The sequence below is a fragment of the Mycoplana dimorpha genome (assembly GCF_003046475.1).
Lineage (GTDB): Bacteria > Pseudomonadota > Alphaproteobacteria > Rhizobiales > Rhizobiaceae > Mycoplana > Mycoplana dimorpha.
This window is the reverse complement of the sequence record NZ_PZZZ01000002.1, coordinates 49,548-72,061: the sequence shown is the minus strand read 5'-3', so window position 1 is coordinate 72,061 and position 22,514 is coordinate 49,548. Positions and strand designations below refer to the sequence as shown.

Annotated in this window: 18 protein-coding genes; 8 read left to right on the top strand and 10 right to left on the bottom strand. The window is 60.8% G+C overall.

The annotated features are described in order from the left end of the window. Window positions 1–16: 16 nt before the first annotated feature. The 8 genes from C7449_RS03930 to C7449_RS03895 form a co-directional block, all read right to left on the bottom strand. Window positions 17–1,219, bottom strand: coding sequence for a DegT/DnrJ/EryC1/StrS family aminotransferase (locus tag C7449_RS03930; protein WP_108001493.1), 1,203 nt, complete (start codon window positions 1,217–1,219; stop codon window positions 17–19). Continuing rightward, entirely contained in the window at window positions 1,216–2,193 is a 978-nt protein-coding gene (locus tag C7449_RS03925) for an NAD-dependent epimerase/dehydratase family protein (RefSeq protein WP_108001492.1), read from the bottom strand. The genes C7449_RS03930 and C7449_RS03925 overlap by 4 nt, the downstream gene beginning before the upstream one ends. A 10-nt stretch (window positions 2,194–2,203) precedes the next feature. Further along, window positions 2,204–2,908 carry an acyltransferase gene (locus C7449_RS03920; RefSeq protein WP_108001491.1) on the bottom strand — a complete coding sequence of 235 codons (705 nt, stop codon included), beginning with the start codon at window positions 2,906–2,908 and terminating at the stop codon, window positions 2,204–2,206. Beyond that, window positions 2,898–4,004: a DegT/DnrJ/EryC1/StrS family aminotransferase gene (locus C7449_RS03915; protein WP_108001490.1), complete on the bottom strand. Its 1,107-nt coding sequence runs from the start codon at window positions 4,002–4,004 to the stop codon at window positions 2,898–2,900. The genes C7449_RS03920 and C7449_RS03915 overlap by 11 nt, the downstream gene beginning before the upstream one ends. Then, a complete protein-coding gene (locus tag C7449_RS03910; RefSeq protein ID WP_108001489.1) occupies window positions 4,001–5,038 on the bottom strand; it encodes a Gfo/Idh/MocA family protein in 1,038 nt (345 codons plus the stop codon). Before C7449_RS03910 ends, C7449_RS03915 begins: the two co-directional genes overlap by 4 nt. Then, the gene (locus tag C7449_RS03905) at window positions 5,035–5,541 is read right to left on the bottom strand and encodes an acyltransferase (protein ID WP_108001488.1); all 507 of its coding nucleotides are present in this window, start codon (window positions 5,539–5,541) and stop codon (window positions 5,035–5,037) included. Before C7449_RS03905 ends, C7449_RS03910 begins: the two co-directional genes overlap by 4 nt. Window positions 5,542–6,065: 524 nt before the next feature. Beyond that, complete coding sequence (locus tag C7449_RS03900) at window positions 6,066–6,848, bottom strand: CpsD/CapB family tyrosine-protein kinase (protein WP_108001487.1); 783 nt, start codon at window positions 6,846–6,848, stop codon at window positions 6,066–6,068. Between the two features lie 4 nt (window positions 6,849–6,852). Continuing rightward, a complete protein-coding gene (locus C7449_RS03895; protein ID WP_170115791.1) occupies window positions 6,853–8,484 on the bottom strand; it encodes a GumC family protein in 1,632 nt (543 codons plus the stop codon). A gap of 558 nt (window positions 8,485–9,042) precedes the next feature. On the opposite strand from C7449_RS03895, the gene C7449_RS03890 reads away from it, so the two are divergent. Beyond that, window positions 9,043–9,720 (top strand): sugar transferase, encoded by a 678-nt coding sequence (locus tag C7449_RS03890; protein WP_108001485.1) that lies wholly within the window; start codon window positions 9,043–9,045, stop codon window positions 9,718–9,720. A gap of 133 nt (window positions 9,721–9,853) precedes the next feature. On the opposite strand, the gene C7449_RS03885 is transcribed toward C7449_RS03890, so the two are convergent. Together C7449_RS03885 and C7449_RS21525 are read right to left on the bottom strand one after the other, a co-directional pair. Next, complete coding sequence (locus C7449_RS03885) at window positions 9,854–10,573, bottom strand: LuxR C-terminal-related transcriptional regulator (RefSeq protein ID WP_245414299.1); 720 nt, start codon at window positions 10,571–10,573, stop codon at window positions 9,854–9,856. Window positions 10,574–10,914: 341 nt separating this feature from the next. Next, window positions 10,915–11,328, bottom strand: a complete 414-nt coding sequence (locus C7449_RS21525; protein WP_146165040.1) for a hypothetical protein — start codon at window positions 11,326–11,328, stop codon at window positions 10,915–10,917. A 366-nt stretch (window positions 11,329–11,694) separates the two neighbouring features. Between C7449_RS21525 and C7449_RS03880 the strand changes: the two genes are divergently transcribed. The 7 genes from C7449_RS03880 (at window position 11,695) to C7449_RS03845 (ending at window position 22,505) form a co-directional block, all read left to right on the top strand. Beyond that, window positions 11,695–13,188 carry an O-antigen ligase family protein gene (locus C7449_RS03880; protein ID WP_245414285.1) on the top strand — a complete coding sequence of 498 codons (1,494 nt, stop codon included), beginning with the start codon at window positions 11,695–11,697 and terminating at the stop codon, window positions 13,186–13,188. A 261-nt stretch (window positions 13,189–13,449) separates the two neighbouring features. Beyond that, the gene (locus tag C7449_RS03875) at window positions 13,450–14,808 is read left to right on the top strand and encodes a rhamnosyltransferase WsaF family glycosyltransferase (RefSeq protein WP_245414284.1); all 1,359 of its coding nucleotides are present in this window, start codon (window positions 13,450–13,452) and stop codon (window positions 14,806–14,808) included. A 360-nt stretch (window positions 14,809–15,168) separates the two neighbouring features. Continuing rightward, the gene (locus C7449_RS03870; RefSeq protein WP_108001482.1) at window positions 15,169–16,392 is read left to right on the top strand and encodes a glycosyltransferase family 4 protein; all 1,224 of its coding nucleotides are present in this window, start codon (window positions 15,169–15,171) and stop codon (window positions 16,390–16,392) included. Between the two features lie 190 nt (window positions 16,393–16,582). Beyond that, entirely contained in the window at window positions 16,583–17,476 is an 894-nt protein-coding gene (locus C7449_RS03865; RefSeq protein WP_108001481.1) for a glycosyltransferase, read from the top strand. A 36-nt stretch (window positions 17,477–17,512) separates the two neighbouring features. After that, on the top strand, window positions 17,513–18,514 hold the full coding sequence (locus C7449_RS03860; RefSeq protein ID WP_210204696.1) for a glycosyltransferase family 2 protein: 1,002 nt from the start codon (window positions 17,513–17,515) through the stop codon (window positions 18,512–18,514). Window positions 18,515–19,206: 692 nt separating this feature from the next. Beyond that, the gene (locus tag C7449_RS22320) at window positions 19,207–21,261 is read left to right on the top strand and encodes a calcium-binding protein (protein ID WP_280952454.1); all 2,055 of its coding nucleotides are present in this window, start codon (window positions 19,207–19,209) and stop codon (window positions 21,259–21,261) included. Between the two features lie 329 nt (window positions 21,262–21,590). Next, complete coding sequence (locus tag C7449_RS03845) at window positions 21,591–22,505, top strand: right-handed parallel beta-helix repeat-containing protein (RefSeq protein ID WP_245414283.1); 915 nt, start codon at window positions 21,591–21,593, stop codon at window positions 22,503–22,505. Window positions 22,506–22,514 lie beyond the last annotated feature (9 nt).

Here is a 22,514-nt window from a genome sequence, read left to right as displayed (position 1 = left end):
ATTATCGGCCCTGCCGTCAGGATGCGCTGAGGAGACGAGATGCCGGCGTGGACGAGGCGCTGCATGCCTGTTGCAGGCTCTCCACGACAAAGGCCAGTTGGGCCTCGGTCATCTGCGCGAAAAGCGGCAGGATGATCGATTTTTCCTGCGCAGCGATGCTTCGCGACAGGTCGCCGGAGACCCGGTGCGAACCCTGCTCGCCATAGGCCGCCTCACGATGGGCGTTCATCACGCCACGGCGGGTTGAAATGCCGCGATCCAGAAGGGTCTGCATGATACTTGCCTGATCGAGCCGCTCCGGGAGTGTTATGCAATAACTTTGCCAGTTGCTCCGCGTCCAAGGCTTCTCGGCAGGTGCCGTCACCCCGTCGATCTGGCTCAATCCATCCCTGTAGAGATCCGCAAGCCGACGCCGTTCCGAGATGAGACCTGGCAATCGGGCCAGTTGTACGCGCCCGATGGCGGCCTGGAGATCCGTCATACGATAATTGTAGCCAAGCTCCGGGTAGCTTTCGAAGATCACGCGCGGGGAGCCATGGCGCACGACGTCGGAGACGCCCATTCCATGCTGCCGCCAAAGGCGGAGCTTTGCATCGAACTCAGCGACGTTGGTCGTCAACATGCCGCCGTCGCCGGTCGTCAGCAACTTCCTGGGGTGAAACGAAAAACAGGCGATATCCGCATGCGGCTTGCCGATCCTCTCCCACCGGCCGTCCCACAGGATTTCGCTCCCCGAAGCGCAGGCGGCATCCTCGACGACCGGGATTCCATGATCGCGACCGAGAGCGACAATCCGTGCTAGATCGCACGGCATTCCGAGCTGATGCACGCACAGGATGGCCTTCGTTTTCGGCGTGATTGCCGCGGCCACCAGGCCGGGATCGATGTTGAAGCCTTCAGGTTCGATGTCGACGAAGACCGGCACCGCGCCGCAGTACCGGATGGCATTCGCCGTCGCGATGAAGGAATGGCTGACGGTGATCACCTCGTCGCCCGGCCCGACGCCGACGACCTTCAACGCCAGGTGAAGCCCGGTCGTGCAGTTCGACACCGCACAGGCATGGCCGGCGCCGACAAACGCGGCGAACTCCGCTTCGAAAGCGGCGACCTCCGGACCCTGGGTGATCCATCCGGACTGCACCACGCGTCGGACCGCCTCGATTTCCCATTCGCCGAGAAGCGGCCTTGCGACCGGGATTTGTGTGCCGGTCGCGCTCATGCGGCCTCTCCTCCGGCCTGCCGCTTGACCTCGTGTCGCCACCAGTCGACGAGATCGCGCAGGCCATCCTCCAGTGATATCTCGGTGCGAAACCCAAGCCGCCGTTCCGCCTTGCGCGTGTCCGCAAGCCGGCGCGACACCGCATTCACCTTGCGCGCCGGCTGGTATTGCGGTTCGAACGACGCCCCCATGATGCGTGTCAGCATCTGGGCCAGCTCTCGCAGGCTGGTCTCGCTGCCGCTTGCCACGTTGAACACCTCGTCGGTCACGTCCGCCTTGGCCGCCAGCAGGTTGGCGCGGGCAATGTCGGCGACATGAACGAAATCCATCGTCTGCAGGCCGTCGCCGTGAATGATCGGCGGCAACCCCGCCGCGATCCGTTCCATCCAGCGGATCATCACCTCGGTATAGGCGCCATAGGCATCCATTCGCGGTCCGTACACGTTGAAGTACCGCAGGGCGACATAGCGCAGGCCGTACATCTCGGCGAAACTGCGAAGCAGCCCCTCGTTGAAGGCCTTCGCCGCCCCGTAGAGCGTCCGATTGTTGTAGGGATGGTGCGATTCCCGGGTGGGAAACTCTTCGGCAAGCCCCAGGACCGACGCAGACGAGGCAGCCACCACCTTCGATACGCCCGCCTTCACGGCAGCTTCGAGCACGTCGAACGTGCCCGCGGCCAGCACATCGAAGGCGAGCCTCGGCTCCTCGGCGCACTGGGTGATGCGGATAGCCGCCTGGTGGAACACCACGTCCACGCCCTCGACGAGCTTTGCCAGCAGGTCGCGATCGCGGATGTCGCCGTCGACAATCGTCAACGGCAGGATCGACGCGGCTCGCGCCAGGTTCTCCCGCCGACCACGGACGAAATTGTCGAGAATCAGGATCTCCCGCGGACCTTCCAGGGAAACCAGGTCGGCGATGTGCGAGCCGATCAGGCCGGCGCCGCCCGTAATCAAGATCCGCTTATCCTTCATGACATGCTCCCTATGATGAAGTCGGCTCCGGGTCAGTTTCTTTTCGCCAGCGGACGAAGCGCGCGGGAACACCGGCAACGATCGAGAACGGCGGAACATCGGTGACGACAACGGCGCCGGCACCGACCATGGCGCCCTTTCCGATCGTGACGCCCGGCAGGATGGTCGCATTGGTGCCGATATCGGCCCACGCCTCGACGCGAACCGGGCGGATCTGCAGATCGGTCGCGATAATCGGCACGTCATGCGGCATGCCCGTATGCGTGGACCCGAGGATCTTCGCGCCCGGTCCCCATCCCACATAGTCCCCAAGGACCAGATCACGTGCATCCAAAAAGGCCTGCGGACCTATCCACACCTTGTGGCCGATGACGCAGGATCCATCATGTCGCCCCTGGATGTGGGCCCCCGACTCGATGCGTACGCCGTCACCGATTTCGAATGTCTCTGGATGCCTGAAGACGACGCCGCTGGCGATCCGGAGGCCCGAGCCACATTTGCGCACCAGCGCGCGACAGATCACCCGGCGCATGAGGTCGTCGATGAAACCGGTTCCAGAGGAAAAGCGCCCATAGAGCTCGCTCAGACCGGCCGGTCCGTAAGTCTTTCTCAGCTCTTCCGCCAGCTGCAGCTCGTAAGATGGGTCGGCAGCCATGTCGCGCTGTCCATGCACCGCCTTCACCAGCCTCACCATCGGCTCCGGTTCAACAGACATAGCTATCCTGCTCCACCGCGGAAACCACCTCCGCGACCTGCCTGGGCGTCATTTCGGGATAGATCGGCAGGGAAAGAACTTCGCGCGCGGCGGCTTCGGACACCGGGAAATCGCCCTCGGCGTAGCCAAGATCCAGGTGCGCTTCCTGCAGATGCACCGGTATGGGGTAATGCAATCCCGACTGGATGCCTTGTGCCTGAAGGCGGTGCTGCAGATCGGCGCGCTGGTGACTTCTTACGGCATAGACATGGTAGACATGGCGCCGACCGGTGACCTCGATCGGGGGCGTGACGGCGGCCGACCCGTCAAGCAGCGACGAGTATTGCGCCGCATGCGTGCGGCGGGCGGCCGTCCAGGCGTCGAGATGCCTGAGTTTGACGCGCAGGATCGCCCCCTGGATGCCATCCATGCGATAGTTGTAGCCCTTCAGGACATGATGATAGCGCTGGCTCTGGCCCCAGTCGCGAAGCATGCGGATCGTTTCGGCTTGTTGGCTGTCGTTGGTGACGACCATGCCGCCCTCACCGCAAGCGCCCAGGTTCTTGCCGGGATAGAAGCTGAAACTGCCGGACAGACCGATGCTGCCGGCGCGTCGCCCCTTGTACTCTGCTCCGTGCGCCTGGCAGGCGTCCTCGATCACCACCAGCCCATGGCGCTCGGCGATCGCGCAGATGGCATCCATGTCCGCCATCTGCCCATAGAGATGAACCGGCACGATCGCCTTTGTCCGCGGGGTAACCGCGGCCTCGAGCTTTGCCGGATCCATCGTCAGCGTGACCGGCTCGACGTCGACGAACACCGGCCTTGCGCCGGTGTAGCAGATCGCCGACGCGGTGGCGACGAAGGTGAACGGCACCGTCAGGACCTCGTCTCCGGGGCCGATGCCGGCCGCCAGCAGCGACAGGTGCAGCGCGCTGGTGCCGGTGTTCACCGCCACGGCATGGTCGACGCCGCAATAGTCGGCGAACTCCTCCTCGAGGGCGGCCACCTCGTCGCCCAGAATATACTGGGCGGAAGCGAGGACATTCAGGACGGCTGCGTCGACTTCGTCCTTGATCGACGCATACTGCGCCTTCAGGTCGAGAAAGGGAATCATGCGATCATCCTTGCCAGACCGAGGTCCACGACGCGGCCGCGCTGGGCCAATGACTGGGTTGCAGCCTCCAGGATCCGCACGACCCGGAGGCCTGCAGCGCCATCGGCAATGGGCTGCTCGTCGTGCTCGATGCAGGACACGAACTGCCGGAGTTCGCGGGTCAAGGCTTCGGTCATGTCCAGTTGCGGGGCATACATGTCGCCGGTCCGATAGCCGACCAGCATGTCGTAGACCCTCTCCCCTTCGTTGCGAGGGTTGTCGCTCAACGTAATGCCCTTGTCGTAGACCTTGATCTTCTCGCTGGGCTCGAGGTCGTCATAGACGATCATCTTGCTGCTGCCGCCGACAAGGGTGCGGCGTACCTTTACCGGTGCCAGCCAGTTGACGTGGATGTGAGCGATCAGCCGGCTTTCGAAGAACAGGTTGAGGTAGGCAATGTTCTCCGGCTCGCCGAGGACGTGGCTCATGCCGGTCGCCGAGACGGCCACCGGCCTCTCCCGCAGCAGGTAGTCGAGGATCGAAAGGTCGTGGACCGCCAGGTCCCAAATCACGCTGACGTCGTGCTGAAACAGCCCGAGATTCACCCTGACGGAATCGTAGTAGTACATCTCGCCGAGCCCATCATCGACGATCTCGCGCATCTTCCGGACTGCCCCGGTGTGTATGAACGTGTGATCGACCGCCAGCACGAGATTGCGTCGGGCGGCCTCCTCGACCAGCCTTCGACCCTCCTCCGAGGTCGCCGTCATCGGCTTCTCCACGAACACGTGCTTGCCCGACATCAGCGCCTGCATGGCGATCTTGAAATGGGTCGACACCGGCGTCGCAATCGCGATCGCGTCGACGCGGGGATCGCGCAGCACTTCCTCCAGATTATCGGTGATTTGCACGGTGGGGTATCGCGCCTGCACCGCCCTCAGCCGTCCCTTGTCGAGATCGCACACATGGGTGAGGCGGGCTTCCGGAATCTCTGCGAGATTGCGGACCAGGTTGGGACCCCAATAGCCATATCCCACGACCGCAATGCCGATCATCGTGCTCTCCTGGCGGATACAGACCCGGACTGCGCGTCCTTGACGTGGCCGGTGATCCTGGCCGGTACGCCGGCTACGATCGCCTCGGCGGGCACGTCCTTCGTGACGACCGCGCCGGCACCGACCAGCGCGCCTTCGCCGATGGTCACGCCGGCAAGAATGGTCGCATTGCTGCCGATGGAGGCGTGTCGCCGGACGAGCGTCGGAACCATCTCCCAGTCCGTGTCCGTCTGCAGGCTGCCGTCGGGGTTGACCGCGCGCGGGTGGAGATCGTTGGTGAACATCACGCCGTGGCCGACAAAGACACCGTCCTCGATGGTGACCCCCTCGCAAATGAACGTATGGCTGGAAATCTTGCAGTTGCGGCCGACGGAAGCATTCTTCTGGATTTCGACGAACGTTCCGATCCGGCTGCCGGCTCCGACCGTGCAGCCATAGAGATTGACCAGATCGGGATGATGAATGACCACGCCGTCATCCAAGGCAACAGATGATGCGATCATGCAGCAACGGCCCCTGTGCTAGTGTGCGATGGCGCGAGCTAGACGCGATACTGAACCGGCCTGACACCATCCCCGGTGACTTCTCCGCCGATCAGGAGAGTTCTTTCCTGCCAGCGAGTAAAGAAAACAAATTGCAGTAGCTGGCTCGTCGAAAGGTGTAGCGGGCGCGGCGTCGCGGAGGCCGAGCCGCGCTCAGACGTCAACGCCCTGCTCAAAGGTAGGCATGAGGACATCTTTTAGCGACCTTCATGGATGCCGACTCGCACTGCCAAAAGCCGCGCCTGATCGGGGTGCGCCGAACCGCAATGGCTTCGCAGCCCCAGCCCGGCGTCCGCTTCCCCTCGGGACACCTGGCAGCGCTTTGCGAGCAAAAGCCTTTCTCGTGCGCCCGGGTAGGGCAGGAATTGTGCGACGGAGGCGGCACTCATCATGCCTTTATGTCGCGATCACCTATCGCCATTCGACAACAGCGCGCCGCGCAATCCACGCCGATCAGCGATATGAAGTCGGGTGGGCCGAACCCGCTAGCCATAGTGGCATCTGTTGAGGACCACGCCGACCACGTTCGACTGCTCCGACAGCTCACGCTCGCAGGCATCCAGGTCGTCAAGCGTGCTTTGTTCGGCAGCCACCACCAGAAGTACGCAATCCACATTTCCCAGGAACGCGATGACATCGTCGTTGGGCAGCATCGACGAAAGATCAAAAAGAAGAACGTCCGGCTTCATCCGCTTGCGCAGGCTCTGCAACGCCGCCGCTGCGCTCCGGCTCTGAAGCAGCTCGGCGGAGCATTTCACCGGCCGGCTATTGGTGCCGATCGCGAGATTGTCTCCAAATCTGCGCAGCACATCGTCGGGCGGGCACCTGCCGGCGAGGAAGTCCTCCATCGACGCTTCGCTCGGGCTCCCAAGCAGGTCTTCTAGATGCGGCTGCTTGAGGTTCATATCCATCAGGATGGTACGGCGATCCGTCTGGTTGGCGAGGCTGAACGCCAGGTTCAGCGCCACGAGCGACTTGCCGCAAGATGGGCTCGGGGAGGTGATGGCCACCGACGTCCAGCCGTTCTGCTGCAGGCACCGCAGCAGTCTCGTCCGAAGCAGGTCGAAGGCCGCATGGGCGGGGTCGGAGTGATTCAAGGTCACTATCCGGTTCTGCTCGGCCCATTTCGGGTCGAGCGTCAAATTCGGCAGGGCGTCCCAGGCAATTTCGCGGTCGAAGCGCGCGCAGACTTCCACGGCCTGTTCAACGAGACGGTCGCCGCTGCGAAATCGCATCGCCTCCTGCAGTGGTGCTGGGATTTGCTCCATGGGCTTATCGTCCAATCCTGATTGGCAGGGCGCGACCTTGGTCGCCCGCGGGAGTGGCGCTCAAGGAAACGCCGTTCTCCGGCGGCTTGACGCCGGCTTGGTTGGTATCGAGCGGAGCAGCAGCCAGCAGCAATCCGAACAGCACGGCACCGACCGACACGGTTCTGAAGGCGAAGCCGCCGCGCGTGCCGCCGGCCTTCTGCCGCTTCGCGCCGATTTCGGGGATGACGGCGAGTGGTTGGACCTGGAGAAGCCTTTCGACGTCGGCTGGACGACGGACCTTGCGGTTGAGTATCTCCAGCAGAATGACCAGCCCAATTCCGAATGCCAGCCCGGCGGGCGCGCCCATCAGCCTGACGATACGCGCCTTTTGCAGGTTTGCCGGGTCACGGGGGGGAATGGCCGCTTCTATCAGGGTCAGACGGCCCCCTTCCGAGCGCATCTCGATCTGCTCGCCGGTGGACGCTTCCGCACGGCGTGCAATTGCCGCGTTGTACTGGGTCTGGATGTTGGCGTGGTTCCGCTCCAGAGCGTTCAGGACGGTTTCGCTTGCCGGAGTGGCAGCAATTGAACGCGTCAATTGGTCGATGCGCTTGGTAGCCTCCACCCGCTCCCCATCGATGGCCTTCAACCGCTCGTCGATGTCGGACAATTGCAGATCAAGGCCAAAGGAGGCCTGCTCCGTTGCATCGCGCTGCGCCTTGTCGCGCAATTCCGCCTGCCGTGGCTGGCGCTCGAGCACCCTGCTCTGCAGAGCGGCGATACGCGATTTCAGAGAGGCGACGCTCGGGCTGTTGTCGGAGAAAATCGACAGCTGCTCGACGAGCGCCCTGTTGAGGTCCGCCAACATCTGCTGCTCGGGGGTGAGGGGCAACGCGTCCGACAGGCGGCCGGTGTTGGTGTAGGTAGCAATGAGGCTGCTTCGCCTTGAGCGCAACTCGGCCTCTTCTCGCTCGAGCGCCACTATTCTTTCCTGAAGACTGTTCTGCTGGGTTCGACGGAATTCGATGCTGTCGGGCAAGGTATCCTTGTTGTCCGTCTTGAACTTCAGGATATCCGCCTCGACCCTGCTCAACTCGGTGCCAAGGCGCGCCACCTCCTGGTTGAAGAACTGCAGGGTATTGCCCGCACGGTCGGTCCGCCGCTGCTGGTTCTTGGCGACGAGCATCCTGGCGACTTCATTCGTAATTTGAGCCGCAAGCTGCGGATCTCGTCCGGTAACAGAGACCTGCACGATGGTCGTGCCCTGACTCCGTGCCGAAGAATCCTGGATCAGCTCCTCGAACGATATTCGTGAGCGCAGATCCGCCACGATGTCCTCGTCCGCGGGCTTCACCTCGCTTCCGGCGTAAAGACCATATCGCTGTGCCAGGTCGAGAAGGTTTTCGCGCGTGATGATCGCCTGCTGCAGGATCTGCATCTCCTCGATGGCGCCGATGGCCACGGACGAGCGCGCCAGCTCCGAGGGAATCTGCGGCGCCTCGACCAAGACCTTGGCGACCGCCTTGTATTTTTCCGACATCACATTCGCCGCGACCAGCGCCAGGCCGAACACGACCAGCGCACTCAGGATAATCAGCGGTAGCCGTCTCACCAGGAGAGATCGATAAAATCGCAAATCCGCGCTGCTGATCATAAAGCATTCCTTGCGGTGCAAGATGGCGGCCATTTTCGAGGGCGCTTGCAAAGCAGGATAGATCGTCAATGGTGGGTGAGCCGCATCCGACCACTGCTAATCCATTTGGGTAGCACTGTCCGACCAATGCCTTATCAAGGGCTGCTGCCGGCGCAAGCGAACCTTTGTGGCGCTAACAGAGCCAGCCTCATTTTGCGCCGTCTCCCGTAGCAGGAGCGGCATCGCAGCAAAGAAACGACCAGAGTAGGCCGGCCGGGACGGATCACGCCGCCAACTGACCGCACGCGGCGGTCTGCCGGTCACGGCCGGCAGCACACACCCACGCAGCAGTTCCCCCCCTGGAGGAGCGCGGCACGGCCCGCAGGCTAGATCGAATTGTCTAATCAGCGATTTATTGTGACACCATTTCATAAGGTTAATATAAGGTTGCTCAAGCGAGACCGAATTCAAGACGCCGTCCGCCAACGACGTTGAGTGCCGTTGGCTTGCCGACGCCATTTTACTGGGCCGCCGTGACGTCGCCGCTTGCAGCTTTGTTCAGCGTATGCGGAGGCTGTAATGTCGAGAGACCACGTGCCGCATTCCCATCGGCTTGCTTCCAGGCCAGATCTGATCCCGGCGATTGGTTCGCGATCGCTCTATCTCCCCTCCAAGCGTCTGATCGATGTTCTCTTCGTGCTGATGATCAGCCCGATGGTCCTGCCCGTCGTCGGGCTGCTCGCGCTGCTGGTGCGGATGGACGGGGAATCGGCCTTCTTCTGTCAGCCGCGTCTCGGCAAGAACGGCCGCATATTCCAGCTTTGGAAGCTTCGGACCATGGTGCCTCGTGCAGACGAGAAGCTGCGGGCGCACTTGGACAGCGACCCTGCGGCGCGACTTGAATGGGAGCGCAAGCAGAAGCTTGAGCACGACCCCCGGATAACGCGCGTGGGGAAATATCTGCGCAAATACTCGCTCGACGAGCTGCCACAGTTCTGGAACGTGCTGCGCGGCGAAATGAGCCTGGTCGGACCGCGGCCGATGTTGCCCGAACAGCGCGCCGAATATCCCGGAACCGCCTACTTCGCCATGCGCCCGGGCCTGACCGGTCTGTGGCAGATCAGCGACCGGAACGCCTGCTCCTTCGCCGAGCGGGCCGTGCATGACACACGCTATTATCGCATGATGTCGCTCAGCACCGACATGTGGATCCTGTCGCGGACACCGCTCGTCGTGCTGCGCGGTACTGGCTTATGACTGACGTGCCGGGAGGAGGATGAAGGTTGCGGGTGGAGAGCGAGCTGCCGGGAAACTCGCCGATGGCAACCTCAAAAAAGTTCAGGCTCCACGAAAATGTGGAGCCTAAAGACATGAGGGCTGGATGCTTTGCTCAGTGCTCCAGTCGGCTTGACGTATCGGAGGGAATGTCGGCCGGCAGCAGATCATTGATCTTGTAGGCAACTTCGGTCCGGTTGGTGGCCTTGACCTTCTTCATGATGTTGCGGATGTGAACCTTGACGGTGCTTTCCCGCAGGTTGAGTTCGTAGGCTATGATCTTGTTGGCCTTGCCGCGCCGCAATGCTTCGACGACCTCGGCCTGCCGTGCGGTGAACATGCCGGCCAGCGGTCGCGCGACCGGGTTACCTGTCTCGAGTACCTGGCGCATGGCGAAGACGCTGCTGGCGGGAACGAAAATTCCGCCGGCCAGCGACAATGCAATGGCTTCGATGCAGACGTCTATACTGACGGATGAAGGAATATACCCCTTGGCGCCGCATTCCAGCGCCTTCATGATCTGCGCCAGGTCATCATTGTCGGCAAGGACGATGACAGGCGCCTCGAATTCGGCCGAAAATTTTCGTATTTCGTCGGCGACGGCAGCTTCGGCTACCTTTCTCCCACCCACGTTGAGCAAAACGGCGGCGAGCGGTGGATAGTCATGGCGCTTTCGCTTCCATTCTTCGACAGAACCGAACGCCACCACTTCCATGTCGGACTTGTGCGCGGATATGCACTGCGCCAGGCACTCTCGATCCAGCGCCCTGTTGTCGATGATCAAAAGCGAACGCTCTCTTGCGGAGCTTACCTCGCCGAAATTCTTCTTGTTCATTGTGCCGGACGTGCCGATTGCAATAGGGTGGTCGAGTTTGCCTGCTATTTCGTTGCCATTTGACATTATCATAGCCACGTTACTCCCTACAAACGCACAATATATCCCTGTATCGCAGGAACACGATGGAAGGCGTGTGTCGGCCTCGATTGTACATAAAGGCCTAAAAACTCCCCCGTGATTTGCCGCTACTAAAACTGGAAGATTTCGTATGAGACATAGCTTATTTACCCTATTATAACGTTCCTGCCTAGCGCAGTCGTCGCACAGGGGCGTAACCCGCGGATGCGGTCCGCCGCTCGGTAATTGTACCGCTTTCAGCCGCTGGCATGTCCGAACGATCACCCGCCTACCTCCTTGGGAGTATGAGATCGGCTCGGCGATTTGCTGACCTTTTGTTGAATCGAGCTTGATTTCTCGGCTGCTTCGCGCAGCTCGACGCTGATCCTTCGGATCACCATCCCCCAAAAGGCGAATGTGCCCGAGAGCCTACAATACTCACCGAATATGGAAGTGCGTAACGCATATTGATCGGATGCTGGCGAGATGCTTGCGCTTAACTTGGCAAGTTGTTTGGCTCGTTCGGTTGCGATGTTATGGATCAGCAGTCGCGCCTGCGCGCGAAGGAGGCGACGAGCTTTCCCGGCCGGCACCGGTGTGCCTGCGCAGAGCGCAGCAGCGACAGACACGGGGAAATTACGTGCCGCCGAGCACACCGCCTGGTAGGCACGGGATTGGAAGCGGCGAACGTCCATCGGCGCTCGATGTCCCCATACCTAATCATCGGTATGGGAGGTATCTTGAGCAATGCGTGGAAAGTGTATTGAGTCAGAACGATGCTCAGCCGCGCATCCTGATCATCGATCAATTACTCACCTGCCTTGTCCAGAGATTTGCGCCTCTATGCACGATGTGTCCCAGGATCTGGAAATGCTGAGATGGGCGAAGTTGAGCTCAAACACCTTTTCGGCCTTTCCTGTTGGCGGGCGATCAATGCCGTGAGTGGGCGTCTTGCACCGGGTTTGGGCATGCAGCTTCTTCGCTGGAGCCCGCATTGAGAAGTGGCGATCCGCCGAGAAGCCGTTGGACACAACACGCACACGGATAATGTGGAGCCCGCGATGCAAAGTCATACGTCCGGTTGGACCGATGATCCCGCACCGGCAGCGCGGATGCCGAGCACGGCGCTTGCTAAACGTCGCCCTCGATCTCTTCGCGCAAGCTTGATCAGTTCGAAGAACACTCGCCTTCCCTGGCCGGTCCAGGCCTTCCTGGTCGGTCTGGTCACCCCGTGGATCATCCCGATCGGGCCGATGAATCTGTCGGTCTACCGCATCGTTTTACTGCTGATGCTGCTGCCGTGCCTGTTCGCGTGGGTCCGGGGGAAAGCAGGCCCCATCCGCTTCGCAGACGTCACGGTCATATTGTTCAGCCTCTGGAGCTCGCTGAGCCTTGCCATCGTTGGCGGCCCGTTCGCCATGATCGAGGCGATCGGCATGCTGAACATCGAAACCTTGGGCGCCTATTTTCTGGCGCGATGCTACATCCGCACCGCAGACGACTTCCACGCGATGGTCAGGTTCGTTTGCAAACTGATCATCATCTTGCTTCCCTTCGCGATATATGAATCGCTAACGAGCCACAAACCGTTGCTCACCACACTGGCATTGGTTTTTCCGACCGTCGATATCACGACGATGGAACCCCGCATGGGGCTCTGGCGCGTACAGGGGCCCTTTAATCACTCCATCCTTTACGGCACGTTCTGCGGCAGTCTCGTCGTACTCGCCTACGCGGTTCTGGGCTATGGCAAGGGCGGGCGGGCACTTTGGCTGCCTGCGGTCATGTCGTTATCCGCATTCCTGTCATTGTCCTCGGCACCGATCGCCGGCCTCCTGTTGCAGTGGGGACTCGTTGGATGGCAGAGGGCACTGCGAGCATTCCGATACAGATGGGCCCTGCTGTTTGGAATACTGTTCATGGGCTATCTCGCCGTCGAGATCGGCTCAAATCAAACCGCCGTCCAGTTCTACATTTCGCGTTTTACGTTTGATCCTCAGACGGGCTGGATGCGATTGGCGATATGGGATTCCGGTACAGCGTCGGTCGCCAACCATCCCGTCTTCGGCATCGGATTGGGCACCTGGGTACGCCCCTGGTGGATGCCGGAAAGCGTCGACAATTTCTGGCTGCTGATTGCCATGCGACACGGCATTCCGGCGATAATCCTGCTCCTTGCCTGTTACGGATCGCTTTTGTTCGGAGCCGCCTTCAAGAAGGGACTCGATGAAAGAGAGGCGGCCTATCGCAGCGGTTATGTGATCTGCATGACAGTTTTCCTGATCGTCGGCTCGACAGTGCACTTTTGGGCGGCTGTCTATGTGTGGTTCCTGTTCCTGATGGGCAGTGGCGCCTGGATACTCGACGCGAAGCTCGGCCGCGAAGCATCAGGCGGCCGCGGCGGACGCGAAACTCGTGCGAGCAAGATATCGCAAGCAGCAGACAAGACAGGCTTTCATCGGCCACGTCCCAGAAGCAGTCAGCCATCACGCGCGGATCGCACCAGCCATTCACCAGCACGCCGCCAAGGTTCGCCAAGACAGCAGACGGAATGATGAGTTGCAACGAGTGAGGGATTGCACCCTAAACCAATGAATAGCGGCGATCTGCAACATTGCATGCTAGTGTCGAGATCGTTGATAGCGGGCCTTCAAATCGCTGCCTGTGCGGGAAATATCGCCGAATTTCGCCGATGGAAGGTGAACTGTGTCGATCACAGAGTACGGCCGATGCGCTTGACGCGAAACCAGAATAGCGCCTGCTCTCTACCTCCAACACGGCTCGCGAGCGATCGACAGTTTGGGTGGATTCGGCTGATGGACAACAAGATAAGAAACAGCAGCGATTATTCACATTGCAGGCCAGGCGTCGCTGACAAGCTGACGACAAGTGTCGATGCCGTTGAGGTTGCTCGCTGGCAAAAGCAAGGAAGGAAGACGCTCGGCTCCGCGTTGAGCTCTACCCGTCTGCAGATCGAGCGCCGCACGCGCCAGATCTATAATCTGTTGACAAACGAGGGCTTCACAGCCGTCGCCGATCGGGTCCGCGCCAAGGCAGTGGACTGGATCAAGCCTCGGAAGTTCACCTGGGAAGTGCGACCCGAGGACGTGATTGCCGCTGACCTCGAGCGCCGCCCGCTCAACTGCCTCCTCCCGATCGTCGCCGATCAGCCGATCATGATCAACTGGGTGATGGTCCCCGCCGGCCCGGGCTCAGGCGGCCACACGACGATTTCGCGTATCATCAGGTACCTGCAAGCCAAGGGCCACAAAAACCGCGTCTACTTTTATGACCCTTATGGCGGCGACCAGAAGTATTATGAGCATCTGGCACGCCAGCACTATGGCATAACCTGCGAGATCGGGTGGGTGCGAAACGGGATGAGCGACGCGCACGCGGTCGTGGCGACCAGCTGGCCGTCCGCCTACGCGGTCTATAATGCGGGGACGGCCGGAAAGCGGTTCTATTTCGTTCAGGACTACGAGCCCTATTTCTATCCGGTCGGAACGAACAGCGCGCTTGCCGAAAACACCTATCGCATGGGTTTTCACGGGATCACTGCAGGCCGATGGCTGGCTGACAAGCTGTCTCGTGAATTCGGGATGGACACCGACAGCTTTCCATTCGGCTGCGACACGGCCCGATACCATTACGAAGCATCGGCAAGACGTTCGGGAATTGCCTTTTACGCCCGCCCGGAGACACCGCGTCGAGCCGTTGAGTTGGGACTTCTGGCGTTGGAGCTGTTTGCCAAGCGCCAGCCGGGAATCGAACTGCATTTATTCGGCACAGACATGGCTGGCACTTCCTTGAAGTTCATCGATCACGGCGTGGCGAGCCCTGAAAAGCTGAACGATGTATACAATTCCTGCCGTGCGGGCCTCGCCCTGTCGTTGACCAATGTTTCGCTGGTGCCACACGAAATGCTCGCCTGCGGCTGCATTCCGGTGGTCAACGATGCCGGCCACAATCGCATGGTGCTGGACAACCCGTATGTCCGATACGCCCCGCTCACCCCCAGTGGCCTGGCGGCAGCACTGGATGACGTGGTTTGCGCTCCGGATGCAGACGCCCATTCGAAAAGGGCCGCAGCAAGTGTGCTAACGATGTCCTGGGACACAGCAGGAGCAGCTGTTGAAGAGGCATTGTATCGATCACTGCTGAGAGCAAATTAGCCCGTTTCCAATCTCTCGCATGGTGGCAGCGATGGCGTTGATAGGCGCCGCAACCTGCCTGCAATCAGAAGAACGCCGGTTGCGTCGAGACGGGCGGCGAACTGGTTGCGGCGAGCGTCCATGATGCAGACGTCCCGCCATGGATGAAGCGAAGGGCCAGAAGACGCCGCATTGCCTCGGCGTTCTTCAAGGCACACCTCTACGTATGCCGCGATCAGGCGTGGTGCTCGGCAAATAAGAACGCTCCCCCGTCAACGAAAGGCCATGCAACTATCCACTTTGCCAACTGGAGAGGTAAGTACCGGCCGCCCTATTCTGGCCCTTCAGGTCGCGGACGCGAGCCGGAGGCAGCCGTTTTCCATGAAGCACCACATCCTGATACTGGTTGAAAACCTGCCGGTTCCCTTTGATCGCCGGGTCTGGCAGGAGGCTGTTGCACTTATCGACGCGGGCTATGAAGTGTCGGTGATCTGTCCGAAAGGCCGCGGTCACGACAAGAGCTATGAGGTCGTCAACGGCGTCCACATCTATCGACATCCGCTACGGGAGGCAGTTTCCGCGACCGGATATTTCCTCGAGTACTTCACGGCCCTCACCTATCATTTCTGTCTGTCGTTTCGGGTCCGGCGGCGGCGGCGGATTGATGTCATTCAGGCCTGCAATCCGCCCGATCTGCTTTTTCTGGTGGCACTTCTTCACAAGGTTCTGTTCGGCACCTCCTTCGTGTTCGACCACCACGACCTCAGCCCGGAGCTGTATGTCAGCAAGTTCGGCCGAAAGGATCTGCTTTACAGGTTCCTGCGCTTCTTCGAGAAGCAGACCTTTCGCCTGGCGGACGCGAGCATCGCAACGAACGAGGCTTTTCGCGATATCGCCGTAGAGCGAGGCGCAATGGCGCCGGATCGCGTCGTCGTCGTCAAGAGCTACCCGGAGGCATCCCGGTTCAGGCCTACCGCCGCTGATCAATCGCTGACTGCATCTGGCAAGCACCTGATCGGTTACCTCGGAATCATGGGCCAGCAGGATGGCGTGGAAACGCTGATCCATGCCTTCGCCGAGATTTTGCATGTGCGGAAGCGGTCCGACATCAACTGCCTCATCATCGGCGACGGACCGGAACTCAACCGCCTGAAGGCGTTGACCGCCAGGCTCGGGCTTGGCCAGCAGCTGCAGTTCACAGGCTACCTCAGCGGTCCAACACTGTTGGCTCATATGTCGGCATTCGAGGTCGGGGTCATTCCCGACCCGCCAGGCGAACTCAACGACAAGCTGTCGATGAACAAGGTCTTCGAGTACATGATGCTGGGCTTGCCTATCGTTCAGTTCAATCTGGGCCAGGCGACGAAGGAAGCCGGCGAGGCTGCGCTGGTGGTGCCGGAACACTCTCCCAAGGCCCTGGCAGACGGCATCCTCACCCTCATCGACGATCCGGCAAGGCGCCAAAAGATGAGCATGGTTGGTCGAGCCGTGGCAGAACGCGACTTTTGCTGGACGGGTGAGGCAGCCCGATACCTCAAGACCTATACCGACCTGTTCCGCCGAAGGTTCGAGGCTCATGATCAGCGCCATTATTCTGCATCGTGATCGACAAACCCTTCACCCCTTCACCCCAGCCAGTGTCGGCAGGTTCGCTGGCTGGTTTGCGGTGGCGCGCACTTCGGCAAGTGATGGAAGGATGCGTGATCGTCATGGATAGCAGGATCGATGAATATGCCTCCGGCCTGCCCCAGCTACGGCGCACCGAGGTTGCAGATGTTCTTCTGAAGGCCGTGTCATGCTGATTTCGGTGATCATTCCGCATTACAATCAGGAAGACCAGCTGCAAGTCTGTCTATCGAGATTGCATGCACAGCGAGACGTGCAGGCGGGTGTCGAAATCATCGTGGTCGACAACGCCTCGCGCCGGATGCCGGAAGCCGTCTGCGCTGAATGGCCCGGGGTGACGCTATTGTCCGAGAAGACGCCAGGGCCCGGTCCTGCCCGAAACCTGGGTGCTGCGACCGCCAAAGGCGATGTGCTGGCCTTCATCGATGCGGATTGCTACCCGCATCGGGACTGGCTGCATCACATAGAAAAGGCATTCGCCAATCCGAACACACAGATCATCGGCGGCGATGTACAGGTCGGGTTTGCCGATCCGACCAGACCAACATTCCTCGAGCTCTACGAGGCGATCTACTCCTACCGCAACAAAGACTATATAAAGAAGGGATTCTCCGGCACGGGCAATCTTGCCATGCGCCCGGACGTCCTGCGTCATGTCGGCCCCTTCGCTGGTATCGGCATTGCCGAAGATCGAGACTGGGGACTGCGCTCGAAGGCCTTGGGCTACCGCATCGAATATGTCGCCCCGATGATCGTCTATCACCCGGCGCGCAAGAAATTCTCCGAACTGAGCCGCAAGTGGGACCGCCTCATCGCTCATGATTTTGAGGGAAAGACGCCGGGGCCGTGGGGAATCGCCAAATGGATCGGCAGGACAATTGCGGTTTCCGGTTCTCCCCTCATCGAGGTTCCGACGGTCCTGACGTCACCCCGCGTGGCCGGCCTGACACAACGCGCCACGGCCTTTGCGTGTCTCTGTGCGGTGCGGACCTACCGCGGCTATGCGATGGCCCGCATCCTGGTGCGCGGGCCGGCAAGCGATCGCCACGACTGGGACCGGTGAATGCACCAACTCGCCCGATGACTTGAGGTGAACAACGTGACGCAGACACCCGCTTCTACGACCGGCGCACCGGCCAGCCCCGACCTGTCGATCATCATGGTCAGCTACAACACCGCCACAATAACCATCGCAGCCCTGCAGTCAGTGTTCGACACCGGTACCGGCGTGAGCTTTGAACTGCTGCTGTGCGACAACAATAGCCCGGATGGATCCGCCGACCAGATCAAGGCCAAGTTCGCCGACCAACTCGGCAAGCGGCTCCATGTGTTTGCCTCGGACGAAAATCTCGGCTTTGCCCGGGCCAACAACCTGATGGCGGAACGGGCGCGGGGGCGGCGCATCTTGCTGCTCAATCCCGATACCATCCTTCTTCCGGGGGCCTTGCAAAGCCTGCTGACCTTCGCCGAGCGCACGCCCGAGGCGCGGATCTGGGGGGGCCGCACCTACGACGGCGAACGGCGGCTCGATCCCTCGTCGATCTGGGCGCGGATGTCGGTCTGGTCGGTCTTTTGCTATGGCTTCGGGCTTCAGAAGCTGTTTCCGCACTCCGCGCTGTTCAATTCGGAAGCCTATGGCGGCTTCGACCGGCAAAGCGAACGCGAGGTCGACATCGTCTCCGGCTGCTATCTGCTCATCGATGCCGACCTTTGGCGCAAGCTCGGAGGGTTTGACCGGCGCTTCTACATGTATGCCGAGGAGGCCGACCTGTGTCTGCGGGCGCGCGCCTTCGGGGCCAGGCCGCGATTCACGCCAACGTCAGAGATCGTGCATTTCGGTGGCGCATCGGAGCAGGTCTATTCCGGCAAGATGGTGAAGCTGTTTGCCGGCAAGATGACGCTTGCCGAAAAGCACTGGCCCGCATGGCAGCTGAGCCTGGCCCGCATTGCCATGCGGATTGCGGTGTGGTTGAGGGCGACCGGCGTTCCGGTTCTCGGCGCGCTCACCGGCCGCGAACGCTGGAAGCGGGCTGGCGACGAATGGCGGATCGTCTGGCAGCGGCGAAAGGACTGGATGGATGGCTATCCGGATCCATCTTGAGCCTCTCTCTCTCTCTCTCTCTCTCTCTCTCTCTCTCTCTCTTTCTCTTTCTCGCGCGCGCGCTCAGCACATTCGTTGCTTTAGCGTGCCCCGCAGGTGCGGCGTGGATGCCTTGCGGGACGCCGCCCGTGATTTTGAGCAGCGCAGAGACCTTTTCCGCCTGATCCAGACGGACAAGCTGGTCTCGGTGGCCCGGGATTCGCGATTGTGATTCGCGTGGAAGCGCACGGCACGGGCGAGAGGAGGCGATTGCAGCGCGCCCCATTGCTCCGCAGGATTGTAAAATTGCGATATTCACAAAAAAATCACTGAACTCGCCTCCTGCGGGAAATAAGCGCCCAGCGCGGCGACCCTTAATAAGAATCCGCTAATGTTTTCAGTGGCTTTTCCGACGCGTCAAGTTGTGCAGTGATGTTCCGGCGGTCAGGAACGAGTGAATCCTTGCCTCAATTTGGGCATCCCGGATTCTTGCAACTATTTCAAAAGTAAAGGCGAAAATCCACGGCTTAATGTGGCAGCAATAAGGCTATCGCATTGATTTTGCTTACCTACCTGACCTGTTGCGCCGCCGGAGAAGTCAAACTAATTATCCCCGCCGTAACGCCGGACAACACAAAAACTACTTCCGGCTTCCAGCGAAGATGAACCACCGTCTCCAAAGGGTTTAGGGTGGGGAGAAAGGCAAAAAAGCAGTGACAAGCACAATTCGCGATGTAACCAAGGCCGGTGCTCTGGCCGAGAAGACGCATGTCGACCTGATCGACAATGCCATCAACGAAAAGGGCCAGACTGCAGCTCTGACGCTCGACAAGCTATTCGACCTTCTGTCGAACGTTTCCGGCAAGATCGATGCCGAAGGCTACAATGAACGCGTCAGCAAGATGCTCGACGACTTCGGCTCGCGGTTCTCCGGCCGCCACGACAGCAAGGCTGATTGGCGGGATCTGTCGGTTTCCGATAAGACCGACGCAACCTCCGTCAAATCCGACCTCCAGTCGTCGACCGAACTCTCTTCGACCAAGCCGGTCGGCGTCTCTGATGTAACCGCGCCGACTGCACCCCTCGGCAGCACCTCGAAGCATGGCATCGACGCAGCTCCGTCCGTTGACGCCCCGGTTGCCGCCGCCGCCGCGGCGCCTGCTGCTGCCACCGCCAACCACTTCCCGGATGCATCCAACACGGGTGTTCCGGCCGGCACGCAGCTGACGGCCTACACGGGTCCGATGACGATCACCAAGGCCGGCACCGTGATCGACGGCAAGATCATCACGGGCCAGCTGCTCGTTACCGCACCGGACGTCGTGATCAAGAACTCCGTCATCAAGTACGATGGCTGGTGGGGTATCCAGGCTGAAAAAGGCCCGAACATCACCGTCATGAACAGCGAGTTCGTCGGTCCGGGCTATTCAGCTTCGAGCAACTCCGCCATCCTGGGCTCCGGTACCTTCATCGGCAACGACATTTCCAAGTCGGAGAACGGTATCACCCTGTCGGGTGGTTCCAGCGTGGTGAAGGGCAACTACATCCACGACCTTGAGGCCGCCGGTTCGCCGCATTATGATGGCATCTCGGTTCAGGGTGGCCAGAATGGCGTGCTGATCGAAGGCAACACGATCGACAGCACTCAGACGTCGGACATCATCATCAAGAGCGATTTCGGCAACATCAACAACGTCACGATCAACAACAATCTGCTGATTGGCGATGCCGGTTATGCGGTCTACAGCTACGGCGGCGTCAACGGCTACAAGACCACCAACATCAAGATCACCAACAACCACGTCGAGAAGGGCCACTACGGCTATTACGCCGTAAAGGATTCCGACACCCACATTTCCGGCAACATCGAATACCCCAACAACCAGGCTCCCAAGCCCACCGACCTGTTCCTGGACGGCTCGACGAATACGGACACCCCGACGACGCCGCCGGTGACCGATCCGACGCCGCCGACGACCGACCCGACCCCGCCGACGACGGATCCGAACCCGCCGACCACGGACAAGGTCTACCTCGGCACCAACGGTAACGACAGGATGCCGCTCGCCGGCCAGTCCACCAGCGGCAACGAGACGATGAAGGGTCTGGGCGGCAACGACGTCCTGTTGGGCAGCGCCGGCGCGGACGTGCTGGACGGCGGCAGCGGGACGGACCGGGCGAGCTATGACAAGTCTCCGGCGGGTGTGCAGATCAACCTGAAGGCGGGCACCGCCTCCGGTGGCCATGCGCAGGGCGACAAGCTCATCGGCATCGAGGACGTGACCGGCTCCAAGTACAACGACGTGCTGATCGGTGATGATGGCAAGAACGTCCTCAAGGGCGGGTACGGCGCGGACAAGCTGGATGGCGGCGCCGGAAACGACACGCTCCACGGTGGCCCGGGCAAGGATCTCCTGACGGGCGGCGCTGGCGCCGACACCTTCGCCTTCAAGTCGGCGGCAGAGGCGGGGTCCGACTCCAGCCGGGACGTCATCACCGACTTCCAGAAGGGACAGGACAAGATCGACCTGTCGGCTATCGACGCGAACGGATCGGCCAAGGGCAACGGTACCTTCCATTTCATTGCCCAGGACAACGCCCTGTTTGATCGCAAGCCCGGCGCACTGGCCTGGCGGACGGAAGACCGCCCGGGTACCGACAAGGATGTCACCATCATCCAGGGCGACATCAACGGGGACGGCCGTCACGACTTCGAACTGGAGCTGCAGGGCATCGTCAAGCTGTCCGCAAGCGACTTCATCCTCTAAGTCCATGCCCTCAGATGGAATGAGCGCCGGCACTGCCGGCGCTCATCGCCAAATGTCAAAGCCTGTTTGCGGCGGCCCCATGGCCGCCGCAAACGTGTATTACTGGTTGCTGGAACGGGCTCCGCCCAGCGGGGGTGGTGAAGCCTTAGACGACCAGCCAGGAAGATGTTTGAAGTGATATCCCGCAACAACGCTCGGGTCCGCCGGCCCAAAGCTTGTAAAAGTGCTTTACAGTATCGTCGCTCTGCATAGTGGAAGCACCGATTTTTGCTGGTTGGGGAGATGGGTCGATGTCCTGCCTTGCTGTCAGCATTCGAGTTGCAGCGCCCGTGGCGGTGCTGTTCGTGACCTTGGGCATGACGGTTCCGCCCGCTCCAGGCACCGGGTCGTCTTCGCAGCAACGACAGGCATTCTTGTATGCGGCCGCCTGTGAAGGCGATGCCGGGGCCAGCACACGCGCGGGCTTTCCGGACGCTTCCAATACGGGCGTTCCGCCCGGCACGCAGCTGACGGACTATACCGGTCCGATGACCATCGAGACGCCTGGCACGGTGATCGAAGGCAAGATCATCACCGGCCAGTTAAACGTTGCCGCGCCGGACGTCGTGATCAAGAACTGTGTCGTCAAGTTCGACGGCTGGTGGGGCATCCAGGCCGAGAACGGCAAGAACATCACCGTAAAGAACTGCAAATTCATCGGGCCCGGTTATGGGGCCGAGAGCAACGCCGCCATTTTGGGCGCCGGCACCTTCATCGGCAATGACATCTCCAAATCGGAGAACGGTATCGTGCTGTCGGGTGGTTCCAGCGTGGTGAAGGGCAACTACATTCACGATCTCGAGGCCGCTGGCGAGCCACATTACGATGGCATTTCGGTGCAGGGTGGGCAGAACGGCGTATTGATCGAAGGCAACACGATCGACAGCCGCCAGACATCGAACATCATCATCAAGAGCGACTTCGGCTCGATCAACGACGTGAGGGTCAACAACAATCTGATGATCGGCGACGCTGGTTACGCCATCTATAGCTACGGCGGGGTCAACGGTTATTCGACCACCGGCATCAAGATCACCAACAACCATATCGAGAAGGGCCACTGGAACTACTACGCCGTCCAGAATTCCGATACTACCTTTTCCGGCAACATCGAGTACCCGAAGAACAAGGCTCCCCGCCCCCGCGAGGTGACGCCGGACAATCCTCTACCGTCGGCCTGCGGCGGCGCTGACACCCAACCTTAGGCGGGATGC